Origin of the sequence: Cyclobacterium amurskyense (assembly GCF_001050135.1) — a bacterium.
Classification (GTDB): Bacteria; Bacteroidota; Bacteroidia; order Cytophagales; family Cyclobacteriaceae; genus Cyclobacterium; species Cyclobacterium amurskyense.
Window position 1 is genome coordinate 2,415,700 of record NZ_CP012040.1, and the last position, 17,229, is coordinate 2,432,928.

At 39.8% G+C, this 17,229-nt stretch carries 17 protein-coding genes; 4 read left to right on the top strand and 13 right to left on the bottom strand.

Annotation, left to right across the window (positions count from 1 at the left end):
- Positions 1 to 163 precede the first annotated feature (163 nt).
- On the bottom strand, positions 164 to 646 hold the full coding sequence (locus CA2015_RS09960; RefSeq protein WP_048641768.1) for a C40 family peptidase: 483 nt from the start codon (positions 644 to 646) through the stop codon (positions 164 to 166).
- 441 nt (positions 647 to 1,087) lie between these two features.
- Between CA2015_RS09960 and CA2015_RS09965 the strand changes: the two genes are divergently transcribed.
- Complete coding sequence (locus CA2015_RS09965; RefSeq protein WP_048641769.1) at positions 1,088 to 1,333, top strand: hypothetical protein; 246 nt, start codon at positions 1,088 to 1,090, stop codon at positions 1,331 to 1,333.
- Here the strand turns inward: CA2015_RS09965 and coaE are convergent.
- The 7 genes from coaE to CA2015_RS10000 all read right to left on the bottom strand — a co-directional run bounded on the left by coaE (position 1,330) and on the right by CA2015_RS10000 (position 6,549).
- Positions 1,330 to 1,944, bottom strand: coding sequence for a dephospho-CoA kinase (gene coaE, locus CA2015_RS09970; RefSeq protein ID WP_048641770.1), 615 nt, complete (start codon positions 1,942 to 1,944; stop codon positions 1,330 to 1,332). The genes CA2015_RS09965 and coaE overlap by 4 nt on opposite strands.
- The gene (locus CA2015_RS09975; protein ID WP_048641771.1) at positions 1,937 to 2,902 is read right to left on the bottom strand and encodes a YbbR-like domain-containing protein; all 966 of its coding nucleotides are present in this window, start codon (positions 2,900 to 2,902) and stop codon (positions 1,937 to 1,939) included. Before CA2015_RS09975 ends, coaE begins: the two co-directional genes overlap by 8 nt.
- A 14-nt stretch (positions 2,903 to 2,916) precedes the next feature.
- Positions 2,917 to 3,237 carry a preprotein translocase subunit YajC gene (gene yajC / locus CA2015_RS09980; RefSeq protein WP_048641772.1) on the bottom strand — a complete coding sequence of 107 codons (321 nt, stop codon included), beginning with the start codon at positions 3,235 to 3,237 and terminating at the stop codon, positions 2,917 to 2,919.
- A 2-nt stretch (positions 3,238 to 3,239) separates the two neighbouring features.
- Entirely contained in the window at positions 3,240 to 3,785 is a 546-nt protein-coding gene (locus CA2015_RS09985) for a DUF1573 domain-containing protein (RefSeq protein ID WP_048641773.1), read from the bottom strand.
- 12 nt (positions 3,786 to 3,797) lie between these two features.
- A complete protein-coding gene (locus CA2015_RS09990) occupies positions 3,798 to 4,106 on the bottom strand; it encodes a YtxH domain-containing protein (protein ID WP_048641774.1) in 309 nt (102 codons plus the stop codon).
- Positions 4,107 to 4,115: 9 nt separating this feature from the next.
- Positions 4,116 to 5,300, bottom strand: a complete 1,185-nt coding sequence (gene nusB / locus CA2015_RS09995; RefSeq protein ID WP_048641775.1) for a transcription antitermination factor NusB — start codon at positions 5,298 to 5,300, stop codon at positions 4,116 to 4,118.
- 148 nt (positions 5,301 to 5,448) lie between these two features.
- Positions 5,449 to 6,549: a Glu/Leu/Phe/Val family dehydrogenase gene (locus CA2015_RS10000; protein WP_048641776.1), complete on the bottom strand. Its 1,101-nt coding sequence runs from the start codon at positions 6,547 to 6,549 to the stop codon at positions 5,449 to 5,451.
- Positions 6,550 to 6,692: 143 nt separating this feature from the next.
- On the opposite strand from CA2015_RS10000, the gene CA2015_RS10005 reads away from it, so the two are divergent.
- Positions 6,693 to 8,489: an ABC transporter ATP-binding protein gene (locus CA2015_RS10005; protein WP_048641777.1), complete on the top strand. Its 1,797-nt coding sequence runs from the start codon at positions 6,693 to 6,695 to the stop codon at positions 8,487 to 8,489.
- A 3-nt stretch (positions 8,490 to 8,492) separates the two neighbouring features.
- Here CA2015_RS10005 and CA2015_RS10010 read toward each other — a convergent pair whose 3' ends face one another.
- Both CA2015_RS10010 and CA2015_RS10015 read right to left on the bottom strand, forming a co-directional pair.
- Positions 8,493 to 9,239 carry a hypothetical protein gene (locus CA2015_RS10010; RefSeq protein WP_048641778.1) on the bottom strand — a complete coding sequence of 249 codons (747 nt, stop codon included), beginning with the start codon at positions 9,237 to 9,239 and terminating at the stop codon, positions 8,493 to 8,495.
- Positions 9,240 to 9,304: 65 nt separating this feature from the next.
- Positions 9,305 to 9,964, bottom strand: coding sequence for a hypothetical protein (locus tag CA2015_RS10015; RefSeq protein WP_048641779.1), 660 nt, complete (start codon positions 9,962 to 9,964; stop codon positions 9,305 to 9,307).
- A 605-nt stretch (positions 9,965 to 10,569) separates the two neighbouring features.
- Between CA2015_RS10015 and CA2015_RS10020 the strand changes: the two genes are divergently transcribed.
- A complete protein-coding gene (locus tag CA2015_RS10020; protein ID WP_240477958.1) occupies positions 10,570 to 12,444 on the top strand; it encodes a DUF4838 domain-containing protein in 1,875 nt (624 codons plus the stop codon).
- 217 nt (positions 12,445 to 12,661) lie between these two features.
- On the opposite strand, the gene CA2015_RS10025 is transcribed toward CA2015_RS10020, so the two are convergent.
- The 3 genes from CA2015_RS10025 to CA2015_RS10035 form a co-directional block, all read right to left on the bottom strand.
- Positions 12,662 to 13,015 carry a four helix bundle protein gene (locus CA2015_RS10025; protein ID WP_048641781.1) on the bottom strand — a complete coding sequence of 118 codons (354 nt, stop codon included), beginning with the start codon at positions 13,013 to 13,015 and terminating at the stop codon, positions 12,662 to 12,664.
- Between the two features lie 410 nt (positions 13,016 to 13,425).
- Positions 13,426 to 14,484, bottom strand: coding sequence for an aminotransferase class I/II-fold pyridoxal phosphate-dependent enzyme (locus CA2015_RS10030; RefSeq protein ID WP_048641782.1), 1,059 nt, complete (start codon positions 14,482 to 14,484; stop codon positions 13,426 to 13,428).
- A gap of 14 nt (positions 14,485 to 14,498) precedes the next feature.
- The gene (locus CA2015_RS10035; protein WP_048641783.1) at positions 14,499 to 15,509 is read right to left on the bottom strand and encodes a dipeptide epimerase; all 1,011 of its coding nucleotides are present in this window, start codon (positions 15,507 to 15,509) and stop codon (positions 14,499 to 14,501) included.
- A 169-nt stretch (positions 15,510 to 15,678) separates the two neighbouring features.
- On the opposite strand from CA2015_RS10035, the gene CA2015_RS10040 reads away from it, so the two are divergent.
- Positions 15,679 to 17,148 (top strand): M14 family metallopeptidase, encoded by a 1,470-nt coding sequence (locus CA2015_RS10040; RefSeq protein ID WP_048641784.1) that lies wholly within the window; start codon positions 15,679 to 15,681, stop codon positions 17,146 to 17,148.
- The last annotated feature ends 81 nt before the right edge of the window (positions 17,149 to 17,229 follow it).

Consider the following 17,229-nt stretch of genomic DNA (forward strand, 5'->3'; position numbering starts at 1 on the left):
AAAGATGAATTGGAACAATACTTTTTAATTCGAGTGCAAAATTAGTTAATAATGCTGAATACCAAAGGATGTTTTAAAAATTAATACACTTTGATCCAAATTTTTATATCACTATTTATTTAATTATAGGATTTCACTCCTTTTTGCCTCTATTTTTGGCCTTCTAGAAAATCCTTCTGCCCCTAACCCATCTTTTTGACCAGTATTTTGATTGCAAATTGTCTTCCGTAACTCCCAAAGAAGTCGAAGCATGAATGAAATAAGTTTTTCCCATCCGTTTTTCCGACACAATTCCCGCATGCGTTACTTTGTTTCTTCTCCGACCAGTAGCGAAAAAGACAACATCTCCTTTTTTTAATTTGTCCTTGGAAATTCGTTTTCCAATTTTGCTTTGTTCTGCCGATACCCTCGGAAGGGTTACACCCACGCTTTTGAAAGAAAGATAAACCAAGGCAGAGCAATCCATCCCTGATCGGGTATTCCCTCCATATCTATAGGGTGTGCCTTGATAAGATTTTGCCGTATTGATTACATGCTGAATGTTTTGCTGCCGGATTTTTTTGGTTGAAGAACAAGAACTGCTTAAAAGGAGTAATAAACCAAAAACAAAAAGTACATAAAGGCTGTTTCTTTGATGTTTAATCATAAATAAAATCAGTTATTTCATTCTATAAATTAATTTCGCCTTGATATAACCTGCCTGTGAATACAGCGCGATAACAAGACCAATAATAAGCTGTTTAATCCGAAATAGGCTATAGCCCTCCATTATTGAGGTACAATCACTTCAAAAGCAGTCGCTTCATTCCTATTTAAGTCTTCACCTCAGCTGCTTTTGGGTTAACTCTTTAAATAGCTTGATTATCTTGTGATTGCCACACTTCCCTTTAGAAGTTGTGAATCCCTATTGCTTAATCTGGATTTAAAAACTTTAAGGTACTTCAAATCAACCAAATTACTTTGCCAGAAGGGTGCTATTTTTGATTAAATTATTTACTTTTATTCATTAATGAACTGGAAATCTCTCCTATTACGTTACCTAATCACCCAAAAGCCTAACTTAAAAATCACTACAATCTAGCATTCGATGAGTAAAGAGGACTTCAGCAGGCTTAGCATTCACAAGAAAATTCAGAAACTGTATACTGAAGGTACATTTGTTGTAGCCATTAGGTATTATACCCACAAAGTAAACCTCTATCTCTTGGGAGAAGAGTATGTGGAGGTGTTTTATAATCACAAACATGATCGAATAGATAAAATTGATTTCCTGAACCACAGTCATTCAAGAATGAAATTCTATTTGGATCAGATTCGCTTGAGCGAAATCTAGTTTTTGATTTTTGCTTCCATTAACTGTGCGTGGATTTTTAGCACTTGAGGTATTACCAAAATGGAGTCATCGTTGGTAATAACAAAATTTGCCAGTTTATTCTTCAACTCGTCAGTTAGCTGCTTTTCGATTATCTGCTTGATTTGAGTTGTACTTCTTTGTACATCTCTTGATTTGACACGTTCTATTCTTATCGCTTCTGAGGCAGCTACGTGTATGGTGAAGTCCAGGGTTTTATAAGAACCTGTTTCAAAAAGTAATGCCGCCTCCTTTAATACATACTTGGTCGGCTGACGACTAGCCCATAATTTAAAATCTTCCCCTACAGCTGGATGAACAAGTCCATTGATGAGGCTTGTTTTGTCCGGATTTGAGAATACAATTTCTGCCAGGTATTGGCGATTAAGTTGACCATCTTCGAAATAGGCAGAAGTGCCGAAGTTCTCAATGATCCTGGTTTTTAAAGGGAGATGGTTGGCCATTAGCCATTTTGCACGGTCATCGGCATTGTATATAGGGATGCCAAGCAGGGAGAATATTTGGGAAACCAGGGTTTTTCCAGCTCCAATGCCTCCACTTATGCCCACCAATAAAGGAACAGTACTACTCATAAATCAAATCAAAACTGTCAGGAGAGAAGGTTATGTCTCGAAGAAAGGAACGATTTACATTTAAAGAAACAGCAATAGAACTGTCCTCTCTGTTTCTGTTATTGTAATTTAGAATAGCGGAGAGATTTAAAGATTCAAGGTCATTCTGTTTCCTTTCATCGACTAAAAATTGTAGTGTTACACTTTGGACATCTCCTTCAATATCCACATTGGCAGGGAAATACAGTTTTTTCACATCCAATTTCAATGTTTTCTCAATAAATGCAACGACTTGGAAACTTATCTGTACCGTCTCTTCGTCCAAGGTTAAAAAATCCTTTTTTGTTTTATCTAACTCCAGTGGGAGCAGTTTTGAATAATGGTTTTTAATATTGTTTTCGCCTAGTTGGACCAGCAGTTTTCCATCAAGTTGTTCTATGATTGAAATAGGGCCTCTGACGGTTACATATTCAGGGTCAATGCTAATACGTGAAGCGAAATCGTGATTTTCAGCCAAAGTGTTGGGCAGGGTATCAGGGACAATTTGTATCTTTTTAGAAACAATCTTGTCAATACTAAAAAATAAAGTGTCCTGAACTATGCTCACCAAATTTGTTGTCGAGATATGCTCTGACATTTGCTGAGTAATTTCCTCTGTAACTAGGTAAGGCTGATGAGAGGGGTCCTCCAGGGTTATTTCCAATGGATCCTGACTGACACCCAGGTGTTTCTTCAAAAGGTCCCAGCCGTTTCCATTAATTTCTATTTTGACCTCATTGGGAAGTCCTTTCACTGCCATGTATTCCTCCTCATCAAATTGAATAAGAATGGGTTGGTCAACTACAGTGGTGTAATTGTCTTTATTAAGGGCATTTAATAACCAAAAGGTGGTAGCTGTGACAACGCACAGGACTACCACCTTCAGATTGGAAGTTTTATCAGGTCTAAATTTCCGGAAATAATTACTTAGTGTACTCAAGTGTGTACGGAGAATTATTTTTCATTTGATAATTTCTTAGTGTAATCGAGAGATAAAGCAGATTTCTCAACCCTTATCTTCATCCCTTTGTCTAAGTCGATGGTGACTATGTCACCTTCTACGGAATATACTTTTCCGTGGATTCCACCTACTGTTACTACTTGTTCTCCCTTTTTAATGTCAGAGATAAATTTGGCAGTTTCTTTTTGTTTTTTTTGTTGTGGTCTGATCATAAAGAAATACATGATCAGAATGATACTACCAAAAAGAAAAACTTGACCCATGATGCCACTACCCATGGCACTATCTACTTGAAGTAATATTGAATTCTGCATTTTTATCGTTTTACTGGCCCTGCTGAAGGTGCGGTTGATGTTCCTGATGGTCTGTTTACTTCTCCTTTTAATCTCAATCGAGTTACGGATGGTGAAGTGTTAGCCTGAATGGTGACGGTTGGGCTTTGAACTCCGGATTTTCCTCTAGAGTTAAATTGAACCTTTACAAAACCTTCATCTCCTGGTTTAACGGGTGTTTTTGACCATTCTGGGCTTGTGCAACCACAAGAAGCCTGAATATTGGAAATAATCAAAGGTGCTTGTCCTTCGTTTTTAAATTTGAAAACGTGTTCTACAACTTCACCTTCATTGATGGATCCAAAGTCAAAGACTTCTTCTTCAAATGCAAAAGAACCAACTGTTGACGGGTCGGCAGGTTGTACATTTTGTGCACTGGAAGGAGTTACTACTTGATTTTGCTCCAACTGGGAGATTTTTTGCTCCAGCTCCTGGATTTTATCATCATTGCCACTTCCTTTTTCCCCACATGCTCCTGCCATGATCAGTGTAAGGCCTAAAAGCCACACTGAAAGATTAGAATACTTCATAAATAAACAGTTTTAATTTTTATTGTTGTCGTTATTGATTTGGTCAATAAGTTTATTGACATCATTTAGCAAATTTTCAGCTTTAGATTTTGCCTCTGTGATTACTTTATCCCCTTCAGATCTGGCAATATTGTCCGGCAGATGTTTCTCATCTATCAGTTCATTGATCAGGTCTTCCAGCTCAGTACGGTATTTTGCTAGTCTGTAGGATAATTTATCTCTTGTATTATTTCCTGCGTCAGGGGCAAAAAGCACCCCTAGAGTAGCACCCAAACCTGCTCCTAGAGCAAATGCGAATAATGAATTACCTTTTTTACCCATTTTATGTTTTTATTTATTGTCTATAAGCCCTCTACCACTCTTACGTATTTTTCCGTTTTCGGTTAGTTCTTTTGACAAGGTATCTAAAAGACCGTTTACAAATTGCTTACTTTTCGGAGTACTATACGTTTTGGAAATATCAATATACTCATTAATCGATACCTTGGTAGGGATACTTGAGAAGTTTACCATCTCTGATAAAGCCATGATAAGTATTACCCTGTCCGTCAAAGCGATCCTTTCTACATCCCAATTTTTAGTGGTATTGGCAATTAATTCACTGTATTCCTTCTCCGAAGCAATGGTGAAATTATAAATGTCCTGAAAGAATTCTTTGTCTTCTTCCCAGTTTAATGCCAATTCCGGAAGTATTTCATCTGCCTCGTCCTCGGTTCCCGTTATGGTTTTTATAACCTTGGTGGACAAACTTCGAACGATCGATTTGTTTTCCGACCAATTCAAATCCCTGTCCTGAAAGAAACTTAATGTAGCCTCCTTTTTAAAAATAATCTTCTTGATGATAACTTGTAAAATCTCCTTGTCCTCTTCTAGACTTGGATTTTCTATGGTCAGGTATTTTTGGTATTCCTCCAGAGGTTTTACCAATTCTCTGTACCATTCTTTGATCTCAAGCTCTAATTCCGCAATGTCTACATCAAATCTAAGGCATTCCTTCTTGAAAGAATGATTTTGCTCTATAATTGCCAAGGCCTTATTAAAGCCTAGATTATAAGCTGAAGGAAGTGTGACTACCGGTTGGTCTTCAAATTTCCTCTTTTTCATTTTTTCTTTCCGAACATGCTCTCCAAAACCAACCAACATACTGATTGCGAACAAATACAAACCAGGAATGTTCTCCACAGCTGTCAACATGTTCGTCCGTAAAAATTCCTTGTCTTTTTTATTGTTATTATTATAGAAAGCAATAGCCTTAACCGCTATGTCCTTTACTTTTTCATTGTCGCCCTTGTCCAATGAAAGTTGTTCTTTATCAATGTTTTTGATAAAAACCTGAATACATCGCTCTGCTTCTTTTTTAAGCAAACTCCTGTCCTGTACTTCCATAGAATTAAGGTCTGGTAAAAAGGCTTCTTTTATAAAGTCTTGTGCCAGATTCGCATTGGAATGTTTGCACTGATGAAAAGCATATAGCGTCTGAAATGCTTTTACTCTGAGGATTCTCCTATTTAACATTAACTGAAATTAAAGAACGTGATAAGTGTTTATTGACAGGGAGAACAGAAGCAGCCTTTCCTTGTCAAAACTAATTTTTCTGCAAATTAGTAAATGTACCTGCAAAGGACAAATATTTGATCTTACATGCGGTAAAAAAACCGCTAACTTACCAAGACATTTTTAATTTTCCCATATCTTGAACCCTTTTTATCGCTTTTTGAAGCGCTGCTTCATGTGGGGAAATCCCTTGATCACCAGCCAGTTCAAATACGTCAAGGCAGGTGTCATATATTTTTTCGGCTTTTTCCATTGCAAGCGCCTTACTGTAATTACCCTGATATTCCTGATATACATTGATCAATCCCCCAGCATTGATCAAAAAGTCAGGTGCATAAAGTATGCCATGATCCATTAGTTGTCGGGCATGTACTTGCTCTTTGTCCAATTGATTATTGGCCGCACCGGCTACAATGTCACAGGTTAATGCCGGGATGGTTTGGTCATTGAGCTGTCCGCCCATGGCGCAGGGTGCGTAAATATCCATAGGGATCTCATGAATAGAATTGGCTGAAACAATCTTCCCACCAACTGAAGCTGCCACCCTGGCTGCTCTATCTTCATTAATATCGGCCAGCATCAAGTGGGCCTTTTCCTTGCTTAAATATTCAGCCAAATGTTTTCCTACCTGACCAGTCCCTTGTATTAGGATTTTTTTTCCTTCCAGAGAATCACTGCCATAAGCCTTTTTGGCAGCAGCCTTGATACCTAAATAGGTGCCGTAAGCTGTAACGGGAGATGGGTCTCCTCCTCCGCCTTTGCTCTCAGGTAGTCCTGTCACATGTTTGGTTTCCATGGCAATGTATTCCATGTCTGAGGTTTGGGTATTCATGTCTTCGGCCGTGATGTACCGGCCTCCCAAACTTTCAATAAATCGTCCAAATCGCCTTAAATAGGCTTCATTTTTCATCGAAGGATCACCGATCAAAACCGCTTTTCCACCTCCAATATTCAAACCTGAGATAGATGCTTTCAGAGTCATTCCTCTGGAAAGGCGCAAAACATCCTTGATCGCATCCTCTTCATTGGTGTAATGCCACATTCTGGTTCCTCCAAGAGAAGGGCCAAGTACAGTGTTGTGAATAGCAATTATAGCTTTTAGACCGGTAGGCTTGTCATAGCAAATAACCAATTGCTCATGCTCCATTGCCTCCATTTGACCATAGATTTCATTAATCTTCGGTTTTTCCTCCGTTTTGATTGCCGCCATTGAACTTTGATGTTTATAATATGTTATATTTGAGTTCAGTTAAAAACAGGTGCCTACAGAATTAAATCTATTTCACCTGCCTTTCATTTGCAATATAACATAATATTATAAAAGATATTGTGGTTTAAAAAGTCATTTGTTTTGTGAAGCCCCTTTGGAGATTAAATAAATATCTATATAAATATAAACTGTACCTTTTTTTAGGAATAGTTTTCACATTTATTTCAAACTTTTTTGTAATAATTCCTGCACGACTCGTAGGGATTGCCATCGATTATGTGGTGGAAAGTTTTAGCTATTATCAGGTGTTCGATGATGGGGAAATAGTGCAAGAAGCCTCCAGGTCTGAGTTTCTGAAATACATTTTGATCTTTGGCTTGCTTATTCTTGCCATGGCTTTGCTAAGAGGGCTTTTTCTTTTTCTTATTCGTCAGACTATTATTGCAATGTCGCGATTGATAGAGTATGACCTCAAAAATGAGATTTATGCCCACTACCAAACACTTCCTCTAAGTTTCTTTCGGCAGAATAGTACGGGTGACCTGATGGCAAGGATCACTGAGGATGTTTCTAAAGTCCGAATGTACCTGGGACCTGCTCTCATGTATGGCATTAATTTGATCATCCTGTTTCCTATGGTGATTGGGTACATGCTGACCGTAAATGTTCCCCTTACCTTGTACTCCCTCCTGCCTCTACCCGTTTTGTCCGTTAGTATCTATCTGGTCAATAATATGATCAACAAGCGCTCAGAAAAGATTCAAAGAAGCTTGTCGGGCCTAAGTACTTTTGTGCAGGAAGCTTTTTCAGGCATACGGGTGATCAAATCCTTTGTTAGAGAAAAGGACAGCGCCAATCAGTTTCAAAAAGCCAGTGAAGACTATAAGAATAAATCCATATCCCTTACCAAGGTTCAGTCCTTGTTCTTTCCTCTGATCATGGCATTGATAGGACTCAGTACAATTCTAACCGTGTATGTAGGAGGAATTCAAGTAATAGAAGGGGCAATTGGTTATGGAGTGATAGCAGAATTTATCCTTTACGTCAATATGCTAACCTGGCCGGTAACTTCTCTGGGTTGGGTGACGAGTATAGTACAGAGAGCCGCTGCTTCTCAGGCCAGGATCAACGAATTCATGGATGAGAAAAATGATATTTTAAGTGCTGAGCACCTGGAAAAAGAGATTCAAGGGCACATAGAAGTGCAAGACTTAACCTTTGTCTATCCTGACTCCGGTATTAAGGCTTTGGATAAGGTAAGTTTTGAAATTGAGGCGGGTAAAACATTGGCAATCATCGGAACTACTGGCTCTGGAAAATCGACCATCGCCAATTTGCTTATGCGGACCTATGACGCGACTGAGGGAAGGATATTGCTTGATGGCCAAGACATAAGAAACTATGACATACCCAATCTTCGGGAACAAATAGGCTATGTGCCTCAGGATGTGTTTTTATTCAGTGATTCTATTGCCAATAATATTGGTTTTGGTCTGGGTAAAACTTTGGACATGAAACAAATCGAACAAGCGGCCAAAGATGCGGATGTCTATGACAATATCATTGATTTTCCCCAAGGTTTTGAAACCCGACTGGGAGAGAGAGGCATGACTTTATCAGGGGGACAAAAACAAAGGGTGTCAATTGCTCGGGCCATTGTAAAATCTCCGAAGATTCTACTACTCGATGACTGCCTATCTGCAGTAGACACCAAAACTGAAAATGCCATTTTAAATGCATTGGAAAAGATAATGAAAGACCGAACTTCCATTATCATTTCCCATAGGGTGTCCTCAGCCAAGCTTGCCGATCAGATTCTTGTTTTGGATGATGGTGCCATCGTCGAAAAAGGTAATCATGCTGACCTAATTGCTGCTAAAGGAACCTATGCTGCCTTGTATGAAAAGCAAACCCAACAGGCGGGAGAGCTTGAGGAGTAGCTTTTACAATTGGATAAACAGACCTGCAACGGCAAACTGAACCAAAGTGAAATTGTACACCTCGTCCACATCTGCTCCTCCTTCCAAGAACCGGTAGCCTGCTTTAAAGGCAATATGATTGGTGATGGGCAGTCGCGTTCCCAAGAATAAGTCAAAGGCTCTTCCCGGGCCTCCGGCAAGGCCGTCTCCCTCAAAGTATATCAGTTTTTCTCCACCAAGATCATAGGCTGTATACAGGTGCAATAAGGGCACAAAACCCAAATCATCTTTTCGGTCGTTAAGCCCTTGCCCATTCGCTAGACGAACTTGCGCATCACGAATTTTTCCTGTGAAGCCAACACCTACTTGCCAGTTTCCGGAAGTAATAATGTCTCTACGGTAAGTTAATCTGTAACTGTTGAACTGATAATAGCCACTTAGTGCCTGTCCTTGCTCAAATACGCTTGACTCAAAGCTGATGTCTTTGTTGGCGGTGCCATTGTAGTTGATACCTAGTGGTGCATAAAGCGCAAAAATATGGTTCTTCTCTTTAAAAGTATAGCCAAGCCTCAGGCGAAAAGGTATTACAGGCCCTTCGGCTTCAAAATCATCCTGAAAACTAAACAAAGTCCCTGTGGTATTGGGTATGCGCACATCATTATAACCTGGAAAGGCCAGCCCGGTTTCCGCATCTATTGTTATTTGGGCTTTGAGGGGTATGGCGGCTAAGAATATAAGGCAAACAATGGGAATTAGAACTGGTTTATACATGGATAATTTGCTTTTAGGTTTAACTTAATGCTTTAGTATCAAGTTTTGTGCCTGTTCTATTAGATTTAACCTTTGACCAGCTTACCTAAAGATTCCATTAGCTGGGGTTTGTCTTCTAGGGCTATCTTGGCTACGGCATAAAATTCAGCCATCCATTTATCCAAATTTTCAAAGGTCTTATTTTTTGTTTTAGTAGCATTCTGGGATTCCCCTTTTTTTCTAAGATAAAACGTTCGGGTGGTTTCGAGTCTATTTATTAATGTCTGCGCAGAATGCAATGCATCGGCCGTGATCTTTAGCCTAGCCAATTTGTCTTGAATGGAAGGATCAGTTGTGCTCACCCTATAAAAAGTTTTCACAGTTTCCAACCAAGCAATATAGGCTTTGGGCATACTGCCTGATACAGCAAGGCGGTTAAGGGTGAGTGTATCCTTTTTGAATATAATCTTTGAGATCTTTCTGTGATAGCCATAGGTCTTTCCCAGTGTAGCTTTGGCAGCCAAGAAATCAGCATATGCTGCGGCAGTTTTTCTGGCTTCAAATCTATTAATATCAAAAGTTTGCCTTGTTTTCTTTAGTAAAGCTTTCCCCTCACTTATGGTTGCAGCATCGTATCCAATTCCAGCCATTGAAGCAGCAATGGTAGGTTGCTTTCCCACATTCTCCAGGGATATACGGTACAGTTCGAGGGTTTCGGCTTCGGATTTTGTCCTTTTAGTGGCCATAAAATCTACGGTTTTGGTTATAAAATCAATTAATTGCAAATTCCTTTACTATGATTTTTTATTCCTTTTTAGCGACTATCTGTTCCTTAATACATTTTAACTATTCCTTTTTACTTTTTTTATCTTCCTTAAGAGAACTTACAATTGCCTTATTACTGATTTTTCTTTCCTTATTTATTTTTATACTGACCTTATAGCGACTTACTAATTCCTTATAGATTTTATTATTTCCTTATAACTGCTTATAGATTCCTTAAAGCTACTTGCCTATTCCTAATTTATTTTTGTTGACTCCTTTAGGTATCTTTAATAATTAATGTTGCTTTTTCCTTTAAAAACGAATCGTTTTTAATCAATTTACTAATTATCTTAGAATATTTGGGTGTTTTTACTGTCAAAATACCGAATTAATTGCCCTTTGGATGGGGTGCTGGTGTTATTAAAAGCAATGATTATAAAAAATCATGGTGACAGGTGATTTCAAGAATGAATCGAAGGTTTATTGAATATTTCACGTTGATCCTATAGGTGCTTGCGCCTTCCCTCCATCTGTTGTATATTTCTACTCCATGTTTTCAATTCTTCAAAAACCCATAATTTGCTCTATGAAATCAATTGTTGTACTGTTACTGGTTTTTTCTTTCTTTTCCTCCAGCCTGGCACAGGAACTTACCCTGGTCAAAAACCGAAAATCTGACTTTACCATTATTATCCCTGAGCAACCCACTTTAGAAGAAATTAAGGGAGCCAAGGTGTTGCAACATTATTTATTTAGAATAGCTGGTGTCGAGCTGCCTGTAAAGAAGGACAGTGGACTTCCTGGAGCGAATGAAATCCTAATAGGCAAAGTGAACCGTCCCGAGACTGCCCAATTGCCTTATGATGAAATGGGGAAAGATGGCCTTTACATAGGGAATAATGGAAAGCAGCTCATCCTAACCGGTGGGCCAAAGAAAGGCGTGGAGTATGCAGTTTATACTTTTCTAGAGCAGTACCTGGGGTGTAAAAAATATACCGCAACCTTTGAAGTAGTTCCCCAACAAAAGACCATTAAAATCCCCCAAGTGGCTGACCTTCAAGTTCCTGATTTCAGCTTTAGGGAGGTTTATTACAACCATGCCTATGATCCTAAATTCATGGACTGGCACAAGTTGCATTCGCATACTGAGCGGGGTGAGATTCCTGCTGAATGGGGGCACTGGGTGCATACTTTTCATAGTTTTCTCAATCCAGAAGAATATGGTGAAAGTCATCCTGAATATTTTAGCTTTTATGAGGGCAAGCGACACCCTGGATTGGTGCCATCATGGGATGGAAAAAGCGTACAACCTGAATCCCAACTCTGCCTAACCAATCCGGATGTTCTTGAGATTGTTTGCGAGAATCTTCAAAAAGCCATTGATAAGAAACCCGATGCCCTTTATTGGTCTGTTAGCCAGAATGACAATGTGAATTATTGCCAATGTGAGCATTGTGCCGCCTTGGATGCCAAGTATGCGGCTTTTGCTCCTGAGGAAAAAATGTATGCCACCCATAGTGGTGAATACCCAGCGCTAGGCATGGGGTCCATGTTGACCTTTGTCAATAAGGTAGCTGAGCGTTTTCCAGACAAAATCATCTCTACCCTTGCTTACCAGTATACGAGGGTGCCTCCCAAGGATATTGTACCTCGTGAAAATGTCAATATCATGCTCTGTAGCATAGAGAGCACTCGGAATGAGCCAATGGAATCGGGTGATCCCGACTTCAGCAATGACCTGAAAGGCTGGGGGCAGATTACAGACAATATCTTGGTATGGGATTACAATATTCAATTTGCCAATTTGCTGGCTCCTTTTCCTAATCTCCGTACCCTGCAACCCAATATTTCCTTTCTTCGCGACAACAATGTGAGTGCGGTGTTTGCACAAGGCAATATTCAGGCTGGTGGGGAGTCTGCTGAAATAAGGGCCTACTTATTGGCCAAACTGCTTTGGAACCCAGACTTGGATGCAGAAAAAGAAATGGAGGATTTTTGGAAGGCTTATTACGGCAAAGCAGCACCCTATATTAAGGATTATATTAGCCTGTTGCATGAGAATAATCAGGGATTTACAGGCAGGAAAATGTCCATATTTGGAAATCCTAAACAAGAAAAAGACAGCTTTCTTAGCCCTGCATTATTGTCAAAATACAACGAGCTCTTTGACAAAGCAGAGAAAGCAGTTAGAAGAAATCCTGAACAACTTAAACGGGTAAAATCCGCCCGACTGCCAGTGACCTTTGCCATGCTGGAAATTATAAAAGAAGAGGAGGGAGGTAATTGGAAAACCTATCAAGAAGGAGACCAAAAGAAACTTAAACTCCCAGAAGAGGTAAGCAATCTGTTATACGATTTTTACTTCCAGTGTATGGATACAGAAGTCAGCAGGCTCTCCGAATGGCATACCACGCCGAAGGAATACCTTCGTAATTATCAATTATTAATTGTTAATGAATAGGTTTTTAATTGTTAATTATCAATGGTTAATTGTTAATGTTGGTTATCGTGAAATATTGCATTAACACTTATTCTGCTTTGTAGAAGTTGTACTGAAAGGAAAGGGCCAGTATTTACGAAGTAAAAACCGATACCGCTTACGGTTTCTAAAAGGAAGCGTCAAATCCTCACTATTAACGATGACCATTCCTTTTTCATTAACAAAGAATAATTTACCATTAACAATTATTCTTTGTTGTTCGTAAGATGCTAGTAACCAGTTTAATTAACTCAACAGCGTCTGCGTTGATGCTTGAAAATTGTTCTTCACTAAGGTAGTTTGTTTCATTTAATAGTTCGAGCCAATAAACTGTTTCGTTTATTTCTTTTTGAGCAATGGCTAATTTATGGACAAAATCTCTTTTGGATTCAGCATGCTCACTTTCCCTTACCATCGCCCCAACGCTGGTTCCACTCCTTAAAAGTTGCTTTGAGAGAACAAACTCTTTCTTCTCTTCACACAAAAACCGGTATAGCTTGACTACTCTGACAGCAAATGCAAAACTCTTCGTTTTAACAATGTTCTCCTTCATAATTTTTTTTAATTATTAATGGTTAATTGTTAATTATCAATGTTGTTTACCGTGCACCATCGCATCCATACAGGTCCTGCATAGTAGAAGTTGTTTTCGAAGGATAAGTCCAGTTTTTGCATCGCAAAAACCGACGCTGCTTACGTTTGCTAAAAGGAGACGTAAAACTCTCTCTATAAACGACAAGCATCCTTTAATAATTATTAATTGCTCAATGGTTAATTATTAATGTTTGTTGACGTGGTATAATGGATTAACCCTAGACCTGCTTAGTAGAAGTTATTTCCGAAGGATAAGTCCAGTTTTTGCATCGCAAAAACCGACACCGCTTGCGATTGCCACAAGGAGACCTTAAATCCTTGCTATAAACGTTAACCACCCCTTTCTCATTAACAATTAACAATTAATAATTAACAATTAATAATCTCCCCAATCGCTCCGACCAAGGCTTCAAGATCAGTTGGAAGGTGCCAGGCGGACAATATGATGCGGTTAACTGGAGGACTAGCGGGAAATGGATAAGGAAATGAAGATAGCGCAAACCCTTTTTCATGTAATTTGTCTACCCAGTGCTCAGGAGCAAAGGAAATGACAGGGTACTGGGGCAACATTTTGAATTCCTCTAGCTGAGAAACAGCGGAGAGCATGTAGTGGAGGTTTTTACTCAGCTTTTGTTGCTGACTTTGGTAGATGTCCTGGCCCTCCAAAAATGCATTTAGAAATGCCGGAGCAGGAGGGGAAGAGGTACGATAGACTGCATTTTCTCTAACCTTGTCTATCAGTGGCTGGCTACCCAAAATAATGCCTGCTGGAAGGGCAAGCGCCTTGCCCAGTGAGCCACAAACCATCAGTTCCACGGGAAGATTTTTCCATTGGGCATAGGTGCCAAATAGGCCTTTGCCCAGAACGCCAAAGGCATGGCTGTCGTCTACCAGTAGGTAGTACTTATTGGCGGGAGAAAGTTTTTTGGTCCATTCGAAATCATGAATTTCAGGAATTAGGGGATTTACCGCATTGGATAGCAGAAGGACCTTTTGTCCCAACAGCTTCTTTGATTTAGCGATACATCTTTTTTGCCATTGCTGGTGGGAAAGATCGGACTGTTGCTGACTTTCATAGGTGATGGCCGGATGGGTGTCGGGTGCAGTCCAGGTCAGGTCTACCAAAGGTCTTAAGGTATTCAGCGCAAGTTGACCTGCCATAAAACCGCTACTCAGAAGAGCCGCCGCTTCCGCTCCTGACCCAGCTGCAAAATGTGCTTCAAAGGTATCGTAAATCGGCAATTGTACATTGCTGTTGCGGCTTGAGCCATGATTTGGGCCGTGCTTTAAAATACTATCAATAAGTACTTGCCTAAATTCCGGCTGACTGCCCATACCAAGGTAAGAAGTACCGCTAAAATGCAGGTATCTTTTTCCTTCGCTAACGATTTCTCTGTCAGGAAGAGGGGTGAAATAGGAATGGCTCATGGCTAATTATTGGTTTATAGAAGTAAGGCACCTGTTCCATTCCTGTCTGGAAAAGTCACATGATCGTCGAAAATTTCCACCCCACTAGCGATATCCTTAGACAAAAGCATGGCTCCATCCATGTCTACATAATCCAGAAGAGGAGCGATATGGGCAATGGCGGAAATGCCTACAGAAGATTCAGTCATGCAGCCTACCATGGTTTTCATACCCAAAGATTTGGCCTCTTTAAGCATTCGCAGCCCAGGAGTGATTCCTCCGGCTTTGACCAGTTTAACATTGATGCCATGGAAGTACCCCTGACATTTGGCAACGTCTCCTTCTGTTATACAACTCTCATCTGCGATTACTGGTAGGGCGCTTTTGGCAAAAACCTTCTTCATTCCCTCAAAGTCATCTTTTGGGAGAGGTTGCTCCATAAACTCTACATTAAGATCTGCCAGTTCTTGGGAATAAGCGATGGCTTGATCCGCATTCCATGCGCAGTTGGCATCAATTCTAAAAGTGGCATCAGTATGTTTACGCAACTCCCTGATGATTTCCATATCATTGGCAGTTCCCAGTTTGATTTTATATAGAGGCCAGTCCATTTCCTTCATTTTTTCAACCATTTTGCTGATGGGAGCAATGCCTATGGTGAAATTGGTTACTGGTATTTTATTTGGGTCAAGCTCAAGTAATTCGTAGAGTTTCTTAGCCTGTAGCTTGGCATACAAATCCCAGGCAGCCATGTCCAAAGCACATTGAGCAAAAGGATTGCCTTTAAAGTAAGGGGCAGTAATGGTCCAAAGTTCTTCCGGGTGTATGGGATCCAGCTTTGTCAGTTTCTCCGCTACCTGTACCAGACAGGATTGCAAATTATCCAAAGTAATTCCATAAAAAGGGTTGGTTGTGGACTCTCCCAGACCGTAATGTTCACCATGAATCAGTTTTACGATCATGGTGTCTTGAACATCTCTGCTTTGGTGGGCAATAGTAAAAGTATGTTTTAATGGTAATTTGTGCGGAAGTAGTTCCAGTTTCATATAGTGGTAGGCTGGGGTTTTACATGAATGTCTCTGATCAAAAAGGCCGTATTTAATTTATATATAGCCGTAATTTAAATAAGTACTCTTATTACTGTTTGCTTATTTGGGCCCATAAATTTAATTAAATTTCACCATATTTACATAGTAACCAACCTTCAGTCGTCCAATGAGATCTTGTTCTGGAATACCATTGTTTCTATTTGTTTCACTGTTTTTTGCTTGTCAGCCAGTCAAGGAAAAAACTGAAAGTATCAACCCAAAACTTTTGGAAAATGCTTTTACAAAATACAAAGCTCCAGAGATAGACAATAGGCGTTATGGATATGAGATTATCGCTCCTTTGATTGCTAAAAGGAAAGATGTGTTTGAGACTACTGTGCTTGGTAAGTCAGTGGAAGGACGACCTATCAACACCTTGACCTATGGGGAAGGGGAAAAGAAAGTACTACTTTGGTCTCAGATGCATGGCAATGAGAGCACCGCCACCATGGCCCTTTTCGATCTTTTCAATTTTCTGGAAGGTTCCGCTGATGATGGCTTTGAGTTCATTCGCTCGGCCATACATAAGAATTTGCTGCTTCGATTTATTCCCATGCTCAATCCAGATGGAGCAGAAAGGTTTGTTCGAAGAAATGCGCAACAAATTGACCTCAATAGGGATGCTGTTCGCCAAAGTACACCCGAGGGGATTATACTCAAGCGTGCAAGGGATGATTTTGAGCCGGAATTCGGTTTCAATCTTCACGATCAAAACAGGTATTATAACGTAGAAGGCACCGCTCTTCCGGCTACCATTTCCTTTCTTGCTCCTGCCTACAATGAAGCCCGTGAAGTGAATGCGGTTAGAAGCAAAGCCATGAAGGTGATCGTTGGGATGGACCAATTGTTACAGCAGGTGGTTCCTGGTCAGGTAGGTAAATACGATGACAGCTTTGAGCCCAGGGCTTTTGGGGACAATATTCAAAAGTGGGGCACGAGTACCATATTGATAGAATCAGGCGCTTATCCTGGGGATAGGGAGAAACAATATATTCGCCAGCTAAATTTCATGATACTGCTTAATGCCTTGTATGAGATTGCTACAGAGAGTTATAATCAGTATACGGAAGAAGCTTACCATGACATCCCGGAGAATGATTCCAAGCTGATGGACTTGTTGATAAAAAATGTAGAAACTAAAGCCGGGGATTATAGTTACCTCACAGACATAGGGATCAAAATTAGTGAGTTGTTTCTAGATAGCCTTATTTTGATGAAAGGAAATATTGCCGATTGGGGGGATTTATCTGTGTACTATGGTCATGAGGAAATAGAAGCTAAGGGAATGGAGCTAGAAAAAGGAAAAATCTGGCCGGAAGTAATTCCCTTTGAAAAACTAGATAGGGCAAGGGGGATGGATTTGCTCAAAGAGGGTTATTTGGCCGTTGAAACGGACAAAATCCACAAGGGAAAAGTACATCAATTACCAATCCTTGTCTTCACCGAAGGAAATACTCCGAACTTGGAATCTACATTGGATGGGAGTCCATTGTTTTACCTGAAAACAAATGGAATTAGGAAAATGGCTATAATTAATGGTCATGTGATCCCACTTGACTCGAGTGATAATTTATTTTTCTGGGGAATAATAGAATAGCGCGTTGAGTAGGTGTAATCGACTAAAATAGAATCAATTGGCGTTATTTATTTTTTTAAACGCCAATAGAAATTGGCTGAA

Excerpts from the sequence above, each read along its gene's own strand:
- CA2015_RS10040 (WP_048641784.1), top strand. The coding sequence starts at position 15,679 with ATGAGATCTTGTTCTGGAATACCATTGTTTCTATTTGTTTCACTGTTT.
- coaE (WP_048641770.1), bottom strand. The coding sequence starts at position 1,944 with ATGAGTAGTACTGTTCCTTTATTGGTGGGCATAAGTGGAGGCATTGGA.
- CA2015_RS09985 (WP_048641773.1), bottom strand. The coding sequence starts at position 3,785 with ATGAAGTATTCTAATCTTTCAGTGTGGCTTTTAGGCCTTACACTGATC.
- CA2015_RS10035 (WP_048641783.1), bottom strand. The coding sequence starts at position 15,509 with ATGAAACTGGAACTACTTCCGCACAAATTACCATTAAAACATACTTTT.
- nusB (WP_048641775.1), bottom strand. The coding sequence starts at position 5,300 with ATGTTAAATAGGAGAATCCTCAGAGTAAAAGCATTTCAGACGCTATAT.
- CA2015_RS10010 (WP_048641778.1), bottom strand. The coding sequence starts at position 9,239 with ATGTATAAACCAGTTCTAATTCCCATTGTTTGCCTTATATTCTTAGCC.
- CA2015_RS09960 (WP_048641768.1), bottom strand. The coding sequence starts at position 646 with ATGATTAAACATCAAAGAAACAGCCTTTATGTACTTTTTGTTTTTGGT.
- yajC (WP_048641772.1), bottom strand. The coding sequence starts at position 3,237 with ATGCAGAATTCAATATTACTTCAAGTAGATAGTGCCATGGGTAGTGGC.
- CA2015_RS09990 (WP_048641774.1), bottom strand. The coding sequence starts at position 4,106 with ATGGGTAAAAAAGGTAATTCATTATTCGCATTTGCTCTAGGAGCAGGT.
- CA2015_RS10015 (WP_048641779.1), bottom strand. The coding sequence starts at position 9,964 with ATGGCCACTAAAAGGACAAAATCCGAAGCCGAAACCCTCGAACTGTAC.
- CA2015_RS09965 (WP_048641769.1), top strand. The coding sequence starts at position 1,088 with ATGAGTAAAGAGGACTTCAGCAGGCTTAGCATTCACAAGAAAATTCAG.
- CA2015_RS10025 (WP_048641781.1), bottom strand. The coding sequence starts at position 13,015 with ATGAAGGAGAACATTGTTAAAACGAAGAGTTTTGCATTTGCTGTCAGA.
- CA2015_RS10030 (WP_048641782.1), bottom strand. The coding sequence starts at position 14,484 with ATGAGCCATTCCTATTTCACCCCTCTTCCTGACAGAGAAATCGTTAGC.
- CA2015_RS10020 (WP_240477958.1), top strand. The coding sequence starts at position 10,570 with ATGAAATCAATTGTTGTACTGTTACTGGTTTTTTCTTTCTTTTCCTCC.
- CA2015_RS10000 (WP_048641776.1), bottom strand. The coding sequence starts at position 6,549 with ATGGCGGCAATCAAAACGGAGGAAAAACCGAAGATTAATGAAATCTAT.